General features: G+C 43.6%; 8 protein-coding genes and 1 tRNA gene. 6 read left to right on the top strand and 3 right to left on the bottom strand.

Annotated features, from left to right (window positions below; all coding sequences use genetic code 11):
- Nucleotides 1-481: 481 nt before the first annotated feature.
- A tRNA-Ser gene (locus Q1A70_RS17595) sits at nt 482-572 on the bottom strand.
- Nucleotides 573-771: 199 nt separating this feature from the next.
- Between Q1A70_RS17595 and Q1A70_RS17590 the strand changes: the two genes are divergently transcribed.
- From Q1A70_RS17590 to Q1A70_RS17580, 3 genes are all read left to right on the top strand, one after another.
- The gene (locus Q1A70_RS17590) at nt 772-1,011 is read left to right on the top strand and encodes a transposase domain-containing protein (RefSeq protein ID WP_299694666.1); all 240 of its coding nucleotides are present in this window, start codon (nt 772-774) and stop codon (nt 1,009-1,011) included.
- Nucleotides 1,012-1,029: 18 nt separating this feature from the next.
- A protein-coding gene (locus Q1A70_RS17585) for an IS3 family transposase (protein WP_299694663.1) occupies nt 1,030-2,579 on the top strand; the annotation gives its coding sequence in 2 pieces (ribosomal slippage) (nt 1,030-1,510 and nt 1,510-2,579; 1,551 coding nt in all).
- 31 nt (nt 2,580-2,610) lie between these two features.
- A complete protein-coding gene (locus Q1A70_RS17580; RefSeq protein WP_299694660.1) occupies nt 2,611-3,162 on the top strand; it encodes a transposase in 552 nt (183 codons plus the stop codon).
- A gap of 33 nt (nt 3,163-3,195) precedes the next feature.
- On the opposite strand, the gene Q1A70_RS17575 is transcribed toward Q1A70_RS17580, so the two are convergent.
- Together Q1A70_RS17575 and Q1A70_RS17570 are read right to left on the bottom strand one after the other, a co-directional pair.
- Nucleotides 3,196-5,004, bottom strand: coding sequence for a DUF3413 domain-containing protein (locus tag Q1A70_RS17575; protein WP_299694657.1), 1,809 nt, complete (start codon nt 5,002-5,004; stop codon nt 3,196-3,198).
- Between the two features lie 28 nt (nt 5,005-5,032).
- The gene (locus Q1A70_RS17570; protein WP_004740674.1) at nt 5,033-5,260 is read right to left on the bottom strand and encodes a YejL family protein; all 228 of its coding nucleotides are present in this window, start codon (nt 5,258-5,260) and stop codon (nt 5,033-5,035) included.
- An 84-nt stretch (nt 5,261-5,344) separates the two neighbouring features.
- Between Q1A70_RS17570 and yejK the strand changes: the two genes are divergently transcribed.
- From yejK to Q1A70_RS17555, 3 genes are all read left to right on the top strand, one after another.
- On the top strand, nt 5,345-6,349 hold the full coding sequence (gene yejK, locus Q1A70_RS17565; RefSeq protein WP_299694653.1) for a nucleoid-associated protein YejK: 1,005 nt from the start codon (nt 5,345-5,347) through the stop codon (nt 6,347-6,349).
- 104 nt (nt 6,350-6,453) lie between these two features.
- The gene (locus Q1A70_RS17560) at nt 6,454-7,893 is read left to right on the top strand and encodes an Hpt domain-containing protein (protein WP_299694650.1); all 1,440 of its coding nucleotides are present in this window, start codon (nt 6,454-6,456) and stop codon (nt 7,891-7,893) included.
- A gap of 75 nt (nt 7,894-7,968) precedes the next feature.
- On the top strand, nt 7,969-9,147 hold the full coding sequence (locus Q1A70_RS17555) for a chemotaxis protein (RefSeq protein WP_299694647.1): 1,179 nt from the start codon (nt 7,969-7,971) through the stop codon (nt 9,145-9,147).
- Nucleotides 9,148-9,448: the final 301 nt, after the last annotated feature.

Here is a 9,448-nt window from a genome sequence, read left to right as displayed (position 1 = left end):
GGATTTGAACCCTAGAACCGCTATTAACGGTTGCCGGTTTTCAAGACCGGTGCTTTCGACCACTCAGCCATCCCTCCGATGGGGCGTATAATATAAGGGTGGCTTTCGCTTGTAAATACCCTTATCAACTGACTGCTTTTTTTATGAACGTTTTTCAATAATTTTGTGCTAGATGGTTATTTGTTGAGCTTTCTATCGAATGAAGAGGCGAAGTTCTGCGGTTAAAAACCATCTTCGTAATATTAGCTATGAGTTTTGGCCTGTGTAATCAACCAATCTTCACTTTTGTTCGAAGGCTGATTTTTAGATCGAATGGGAATCCCAACGCTTTCAACTGTGCTGGAGTACAAATCCGTGCGTAATAGACGTCGTGGGGAGATTTTTGTATATACATTGACTTACCTCGTTGTTTCGAAGTAAATTCAAGTCTTATAGATACAAAAAAAGCCTTTGATAATCAAAGGCTTTTTTGGGTAAATAGTGGTGGAGGGATAGGGATTTGAACCCTAGAACCGCTATTAACGGTTGCCGGTTTTCAAGACCGGTGCTTTCGACCACTCAGCCATCCCTCCGATGCCGCGTATAATATAAGGCACAGAGGATCTTGTAAACTCTTTAATTACATAAACTTGTCTGTTTGGTTGTTTTCCAATCAATTGCAGCTATAAAAAAGAGAAGCCATTGGCTTAATGCCGATCGTTTAAGGCTCTTGAACGATCCTTGAAAGCCTCCATAATCGGTTTCAGATATGTATCTGGAGCCGATTTTTTTATGTCTGAATTTTCTTTAGAACTTCAAGCTACAGCTGAGCTTCAAATCTCCGAATCTATAGACTCATTTCGGAAAAATATTCCTGTTGAATGGATTTCAGAAGCCGTGCAACAAACAGGTCGAGCTGCAGTTAGGAAACGTCGATTTCCTGCAGAACAAGCTGTTTGGCTTGTTCTGGGTGCGTATTTCGGTGATTGCGATCGCTCGTTTCCCCCCCGTGTCAGCATAGTTGTCGTCTAGATTTTTAAGGAGATAACTATGCCAGCAAATCCAGTTCCAATTGATGTGAAAACAAAAGGTCAAACTTGGTTGTTACCACCATATAATTGGTCTCATCGAAGAATTGCTAAAGAATTAGATGTGAGTCCTTCCGTGGTATCTAAGTGGAGAAATGAACTTGTTGAAAGCGGCCTATTGTCTACAGACCCGACGTTAGAAAATACTACTACTGATTATTCAGCGGAGCAGAGATTTTTCATAGTGATTGAAACTGCAACAATGTCTGAACGCGAGTTAGCTGAATACTGTAGGTCTAAAGGGTTATTTGTCGATGACGTTAAAGCCTGGCGAGCACTATCTATCAAGGCGCAGAGCGCAACATCGACTTCAATGTCACACAAAGAAAATAAGCAACTACGTGAGGAACGCAGAAAGGTAAAAGCGTTGGAGAAGGAGTTGGCACGTAAAGAGAAAGCACTTGCTGAAACGGCTGCACTACTGGTTTTGCGGGAAAAGTTCAATGCCCTCTGGGAAACCAACGAGGAAGACTAATTCCTATCTCAGAGCGGCTTAAAATAGTCACACTTGTTGATGAAGCGGTACGTAAAGGGGCAACAAAGACAAAGGCTTGTTCCACCGTTGGGTTATCAATACGAACGTTTCAGCGTTGGACACGGAACTCTGCCGAAGTCACAAGTGATATGCGTCAGCATCCTCGGCAGCACGAGCCTCATAATAAGCTATCAGAAGCCGAAAGGCAGCAGATATTAGATATCTGCAATACACCAGAGTATGCCGATTTACCGCCGAATATCATCGTCCCGATGTTGGCTGATGAAGGCATTTACATTGCCTCAGAGTCTACATTTTATCGTGTGTTAAAAGCAAACAACCAGCTAGGTAAGCGAACTCGTGACAAAGCTGGCGCAAGCCCTTCTCGACCAAAGGTTCAAAAAGCCTGCAAACCAAATCAGGTATGGAGCTGGGATATCAGTTATCTTCCATCGAAAATACGAGGGAAGCACTATTACCTCTATTTAATAATGGATATCTTCAGTAGAAAAGTAGTAGGTGCAGAAGTGTATGATCAGGAGCTAGGCGAATATGCAGCGGAGTTACTCCAAAGAACAGCATGGCGGGAAAAGTGTGTGCAAGGCAACATTACTTTGCACTCTGACAACGGTGCTCCTATGAGAAGTTACACCATGCTTGCAAAGATGCATGACCTTGGGGTCGTAAGCTCTTACTCTAGACCAAGAGTAAGCAATGACAACCCATACTCTGAGTCGTTGTTCAAAACAATAAAGTATTGTCCTTCATGGCCAATGGATGGGTTTTCTTCTATTGAAGACGCTCGGTGTTGGGTTGGTAATTTTGTTGATTGGTATAACAATAAGCATAAACACAGTGGCATAAAGTATGTAACACCTCAGCAGAGGCATTGCGGCGAGGATAATGAAATTCTCCTACAGCGTATGCAAGTCTACCGACGTGCCCAAGCAACAAACCCAGAGCGCTGGAGTGGGAAAACTAGAGATTGGAGCTTTATTGACGAGGTGTTCTTAAATCCAGAGAACAAAGCAGCCTAATAAGTTACAAATATGTAAAAATAGCGACAACTTGCTTGAAAAACAGCGGAAGTATTGGCAAGCACGGCTGGTCTTAATTCCTGAGCCCAAAGGAGAAATAAAAGGTTTTATTACATCGCTAGAGTGCCCAGAAAAGTACCCGATTAAAGACATCGTTGAAGTTTACTGGGAGCGATGGGAAATAGAGCAAGGTTACGGCGAATTAAAGCAGAGGCAACTGAACAATCAAGCTATTTTAAGAAGCCAAAAAATTGAGGGGGTATACCAAGAGCTCTGGGGAATATTAATATCTTACAACCTTGTCAGGTTAGAAATGAAAAGAATGGCTGAGCAACATGCTGTTGAGCCATTAAGGATCAGCTTTATTAATGCGTTAAGGCTGATTACCGATGAGTTTTTGTGGTGTTCAGGACGAACTCCAGGAACTGTACCAAAGAAACTACAAAGCCTGAGAGAGAGAGTGGTAAGAGGCTCATTTTACCCAAGAAAAGAAAGAGGCAACCTTTTCCTCGGGTCGTTTTGTATAAGGCTCCTCGGTATCCATATAAGAAAGGGCCGCACGCTGTTAAGCGAGCGGCATTAAGCCATTGGCTTCCCTTTTTTAGTTGATGATCTATCAGTCATTTTTTGTATAGAAACGCTGTAGCTCGGTCAGCCCTTGCATCAATACCGGCAAGCGAGGACTCGCATTTTTTAAGCGCTGGTAATTACCATCGTACAATTTGTAGTTACCAAATTTATCTAACACGGTGGTTTGCTTGTCGGTAATCAGAGCAAGCTCACGAGAATCGCCCGCTAGAATCCATTTTCTCTGACGTTCATTAAATAGGTTTCGACCACTGCTGAAATCGGTTGGGTTGGAGGACACCCCTAGTAGATCTTGCATCAGAGTTACCGACACATCTAGGTGACTTGAGCGATGAGTGTATTCTGATGCCAGTTTACCAGGCCAGCGGATGAATAGAGGGACCTGCAACTGGTAACGGCTGTAGTTCGAGCTTGCACCCCAGCTATTGGTTTTGGTTTCATTAAATTCAGTGCCGTGATTGGAGGTAATAATCACTACGGTTTTGTCGATAAGGCCTAAGCGCTCTAGCTCAGCATAGATAGTCGCGAGCTGAGTATCGGCCGCTTGAGCCGACTTTTGATAGTCTGCAGCAAAGCGCTTCGTTGCAATTGACGCTGAATCGGATTGTGAACCTGAGTCGTAGCTCGAGAAGTTATCCAGTGTGGTCAGTTCAATAAAGTTAAACCAAGGGCGCTTAGCTTGCGGTGATTGAATCCAATCCGCCCACGCTTGTATTGCACTTTGGTCATCGTAAGTGGCTTGCTCTGGCATAATGTCACGGCCTCGGAAGATAATTTCCGAGTAAAGCGAATCGCTAAAGTTATCACCACTGAAAGCGGCGAATTTATAGTTGTGATTATCTAATACGTCGAACAGTACTGGGTTTGAACCTTGTGCTTCGATGCTGCTTGCATAACTGCTTGGAAGGCCGTAAAGCAAACCGAAGATACCAAACATATCGTTGCTTGAACTGTAATGGTTGGTGAAGTTGATCGATTGTTTCGCGTAAGCGTAGCTGTTCGGCATTGCCGTCGAGTTCAATGCATCGGCGCGAAGGTTGTTAACACTCACCATCAGGATGTTAAGGTCATCGCTGCGGCGGTTGTATTGAATTTTTTCGAGCGGGTAGCTCACTAAATTGACACTATCTTTGTTTGCTTCTAAACGCTGTAGATACTCTTCACGGTCTAATAGACCATGTTTTTCCATAAAGCTTTTCGCTGTCATCGGATAAGACAGTGGGAAGTTCGATTTTTGGCTAGTGATTGGGTTATAGAAATATGCATCAGCCCACATGTAGGTCAAGTGACTGCTGATGAAACATAAGAAGAAGACAGCGGTGATCGGACGACCAACGTGTTTATGAGACAGCTTACGCTGCTTACGCCAAACCCACTCAGACAGCCCTAGCTGCAATAAAAATATAAGTGGCATAACAATGAAGAGGTGCTGCAAATCAGATGTGAATGCAGATTCCTCTCCACTGAATAATACCTCCCACACGACAGGTGTCAGGTGGAGGTTTATATTTTGATACGTTTGAGTATCAATCAGCAGGACAGTTAAACCTATGGTTGCAAAGCACACGGCAACCAAGCGTAATAACTTCCTCGACGGAAGAATAAACGTGAGCGGGAACAGCACTAATAGATAGAGCGCAAATACCAAAAAGCCAAAATGACCAACCCATGAAGCTGCCAAATAGAATTGACCCAGCAGGGTTTCTGGCCAAGCAGATTGAGTGATATAACGAGTACCAATCAACATCGCAGCGATGATGTTGAAAAATGCAAACCAGTGACCCCAGCCAACCAGCCGAGATACACGATCGCTATATGAGTTTGCGCTGTCTACCATTTATAATTCTTTTATCCGTCAATCAAATTTAGTGAGACTTTTTATCTTCAAGAGAAGAGATTAAAGCCTCGGCAAATTTTTCAGCAATTCCTTTGCGTTGTGAAGCCGCAACGTTCTGATTTAATACATTGGTTGCGATATTACCAGCGATCATCAGTGACAGTTCTGGTGAAGCTTTGTGCTTAGATAGTACAGCACCTACTTCAGCTAGGATTTTTTCAACTTGTTCATCTGTGTATTTAGATATAATCGGCATAAGGACTCTAATAATGATAGTAAAAGCGGCTTATGATAACCTACTATTCATGACAACTGAAACCTGAACGGTAATATTTTCACTATGAGCCTTCACCTTTCCAACGTAATTTTACATCAGCTGAGCAAGAACGATCAGGAAGAACTGATTGTTAACTATCGTGCTGAATCCTTAGATAACGATGCTTCATCTGAAAGTTTAGTTGCTGAACTTCACCGTGTTTTTAACTCAAAAGCAGGTAAAGGGTTTGGCTCTTTCAAATCAGACAGCGAATTTCAGCAGTGGTTGCATCAACTTCGTGCTGGCGAGAGCAATTTTTATGATTTTTCTCAAAAAAGTGCGCAGCGTCTAAAAGATGAACTATCGAAATACCCATTTGCTGATGAAGGGACTTTGGTCATGGCTGAATATCAGTCGCTAGCAACCGATTACCTTTTCATTGGTCTACTGCCTTCCAACCAAAGCTTGAAGGTTACAGAGGGGCTAGATATCAGTGCAACGGATTACCTAGATATCTCAAAAATGGATATTGCCGCTCGCCTCGATCTCTCTACTTATGAGACGGATAAAGAGTCAAACCGTTACTTAGCTTACATTAAAGGACGCGTGGGCCGTAAAGTCGCCGATTTCTTTTTAGACTTCCTACAAGCTGAAGTCGGGTTAGACGCGAAGCAGCAAAATCAAGTGCTGATGCAAGCGGTAGAAGACTTTGTCTCTGACTCTAAGCTAGAGAAAGAAGAAGCCATCAGTTACAAAAAGCAGGTGGCGGATTACTGTAACGAACAGCTAAAAGCGGGCGATGAAGTGCAAGTTCGTGAACTTTCTGGAGAGCTTCCAGCAAGTACGGATGGCACGAGTTTCTTTGACTATACCAGTGAACAAGGATACGAATTAGAGGATAGTTTTCCAGCTGATCGCGCAACTATGCGTAAACTAACAAAATTTGTTGGTGCTGGTGGCGGTTTGAATGTTAGTTTTGATAGTCTGCTTCTAGGCGAACGTATCTTTTATGATCCGGAGACAGACACGCTAACGATTAAAGGCACTCCGCCTAACTTACGTGACCAACTGACTCGTAATAAGTCATAGTCCGAAGTTTACGGGCAGAAGCGGCAGCAGGATGTTGTCGCTTATTTAGTGTTTACTCTTTTAGCCAGTCTCATGCTTTAAGTTCACACGCACAAGGAATAGAGATGGAACAATTAATAGCAAAGCCCAAACGCTTTAAAAAACCGACAACTGTTTTGGTTGTGCTCTTGGCTCTGTGGCTACTTCCTTCATTAGCAATGCTTAATCTAAGCCGATCCTACACACACTCTGTTACTCAAATTGAAGAATTAGGCATCCGAGTGAGTGAATTGAGGCAAGCGCTTTATTTCTCTGAACCGCTTCAAATCTCTCGTATCAATGATCTCGCACTCGATGCTCAGTTGGTTTATTCGATCCGACTGCAGATTGAATCCGATTTCCAACACGCCTTGTTTCGTCCCGATGTGAATCAACTGCTTTATGTCGCTGACCAATTTCTCAAAAAGTTTGATGAGTTCCTGCCGATAGAGGGTCAGGTACAAGATATTGTCGATAATATTAAGCGATTGCGTGCCGATACCGAGCTCTCCCCAGCCTTGAAGCCACTGCTTAATGAATTCGGTGTGGTGGTGTTTGAAGCGATGTATTCTGATAATCAAAGTTCTCCGGTGATTTATCGCACGTTTGATTCCATTCTAGACAAATCGTATTCGTTGAAAACGGAAGAGCAGGAGGCGATTCAACAGTTACTGGCTGATGCTTCAGCGTTGTTAGGGGATTACGCTCAGCTCAACTATCTGGTCGATAAGATCAAGCAAAACTCGGTTAACGAACAGATCATTAAGCTTGAAGCGGAATTTCATGAGCGGCAGTTCACGCTATTGCTCGCGATGTTAGGTCTCAGTGCCACCTTTATTGTTGGGCTGGTTCTGTGGGGCGTGCGTTTTGATCAGGATACATTCAAAGAGAAGGAAGACGCTCAACACAATACCACCGATATTGAAGGTGGGGATGATAGCTGTTCGTTGGCAAAACACAATGTGAGTTCTGCTCCTCAATCCTTTGAGCCTAAAACTACTCATGTTGAGTCTGAGCTTACTCATGCTCAACCCCCAGTTGCTGCTCATGTAAACACTAAGCAAAGTGTCCATCCCTATAAGCCTGCGCAAGATGATCACCAACACAATCTGAACAATAAAAGCGCCAGGCAACAAGTAGCAGCGCGTCAAACACCAGAAAAATCTAGTTCAGCCATCACCGAATGTCGTTCGGCGATTGATGTTGAAGCGATGCTAGAGACGATGGATAACGATGCCGAATCTGTTGCGCTATTATTAGGAGTGTTTATAAGTGACCATACTGATGACTTTGATAAATTTACCTCTCTGTTAAGCGAAGATGAAACGTCTGCCGTCCGTATTGTGCACAGCTTAAAAAGCGTGGCGGGTACGATAAAAGCGTCCAGCTTAGCGACGATCGCCGGGGGAGTTGAATCGACGATGAAGCAATCGAAGCCGATCAGTGAGCACGATTTGAAAGAGTTGGAGTTGGCAATCAAAGCCGCTGTGGATTCTGCCGCCGCGTATTTGGACAATCGTCGTTAATTTTGTGCTGATTTTGACAATCCTCTGACGAAGTGCTCCTACAATCCACGGCCTTAGTTTTTGTCAGAGGTTTCTATGTTAGGTGTTTCTAGTCGGTGTTTCATGGTGTGGGTCATGAGTATTGTGCTCAGTGGTTGTTCTCTCTTAGAAGTTAAGTTAGAGAGTCAGTCTACGCCGCTGACGCAACAAGAGCTCAATGCCCGTATCATGACGCGTGAATACGCCAAGATGTTTTTTACGCGAGTTGAAGACTCTGCGGATTTGATCGCCCAATCTTACCCTGCCGATGACACATTAAATCAATCTTATGTTTTGCTTTGGAAGATCCATGCAGAGCAAGGCCTTCAGCAAGCGGCTTATCAAACTTCACCGATGTCCGCCTTAATTGACACTTGGGTGTTCACCGCTCAAATGAATCAGTTTTATACTCAAGGCGATGGCGTTGAACTCTTCACCACCGAGTATGCAGTCGAAACTGCTGGCTTTCTTAACCAAGAGGCAGAGAAACTGGCCAAGAGTGTATTAAGCTCGAGTGATTTTAAGCAAGGCAAAGCGTTTGTGGCGGAGTTTACTGCTCGTCACCCGTTTACGGACCTCACCTTCAGAAGCACACCAGCTTACCGTGAATGGCTGACTTACCTAGGTAAAGATGAATCGCAGATCGTTGAGAGCTTAGGCACCATGCCAGAAGCCATGAGTGATGCATCAGACCGTTTAAGCTTAATGGCTGATCAGACGCCGAAGCTGATGTCGTGGAAGGCTGAGTTAGTCGCATTGAATAGCTCACTTACGGGTGAAGATTTGTCTATGACACTGGAAAGCCTGCGTCAAACCTCTACCAGTTTGCAGGATTTCATTGAAAATAACCCAGAATATGTCCAAACACTGGCTTCTATAATGTCGACAGAAATGCAGCCATTATTAAATGATCTCAGCGATAAAACAGACCAAAAATTAGAGGTATTGAGCGAAGAGCGCGTTGCGTTAGAAAAGATGGTGACACGCGAAAGAGAAGCTTTGATACAAATGATAGAAAAAGAACGGATTGAGATAGCCGGCATTATTACCTCAGAAAGAGAATTGTTTACACAGGATCTTGACCGCGTATCTCAAGAAGTTGTCACCCTTGCTATGGATAAACTGATGGCGTTAATAAAAGGTGTCATTTTCTACTTCATCCTGTTTATCTTAGTGGTGTTCTTTGCACCGTTAGGGCTCGGTTATTGGCTAGGAAAGCGAGCCGTAAACAAGTAAATCAAAAGAGCGCTATTTTAGCGCTTTTTTTGTATCCCTAATTGCCTGTAGCGAATTTCTAATCATCATTCTCTATTCTCTATTCTCTATTCTCTATTCTCTATTCTCTAATCAAAATAGCTAGGCATCAATCGCAAGGTGCAACAGACTATCGATAATCACAAGCTTGAATCATGAGGTCAGCTTAAGTCTATTGTTCCACTGGTGGTGAGAGCGGCAAGCCAAGGTTTTGTTGCTTAATTCAGATAGAAGACATGCCTGGTCCATAGTTGCCTAATTCTTAAACAATGCACTGAGTTTC

Source organism: uncultured Vibrio sp., from assembly GCF_947488985.1.
Lineage (GTDB): Bacteria > Pseudomonadota > Gammaproteobacteria > Enterobacterales > Vibrionaceae > Vibrio.
The sequence above is the reverse complement of the archived record's forward strand: the minus strand, read 5'-3'. Positions and strand labels throughout refer to the sequence as shown.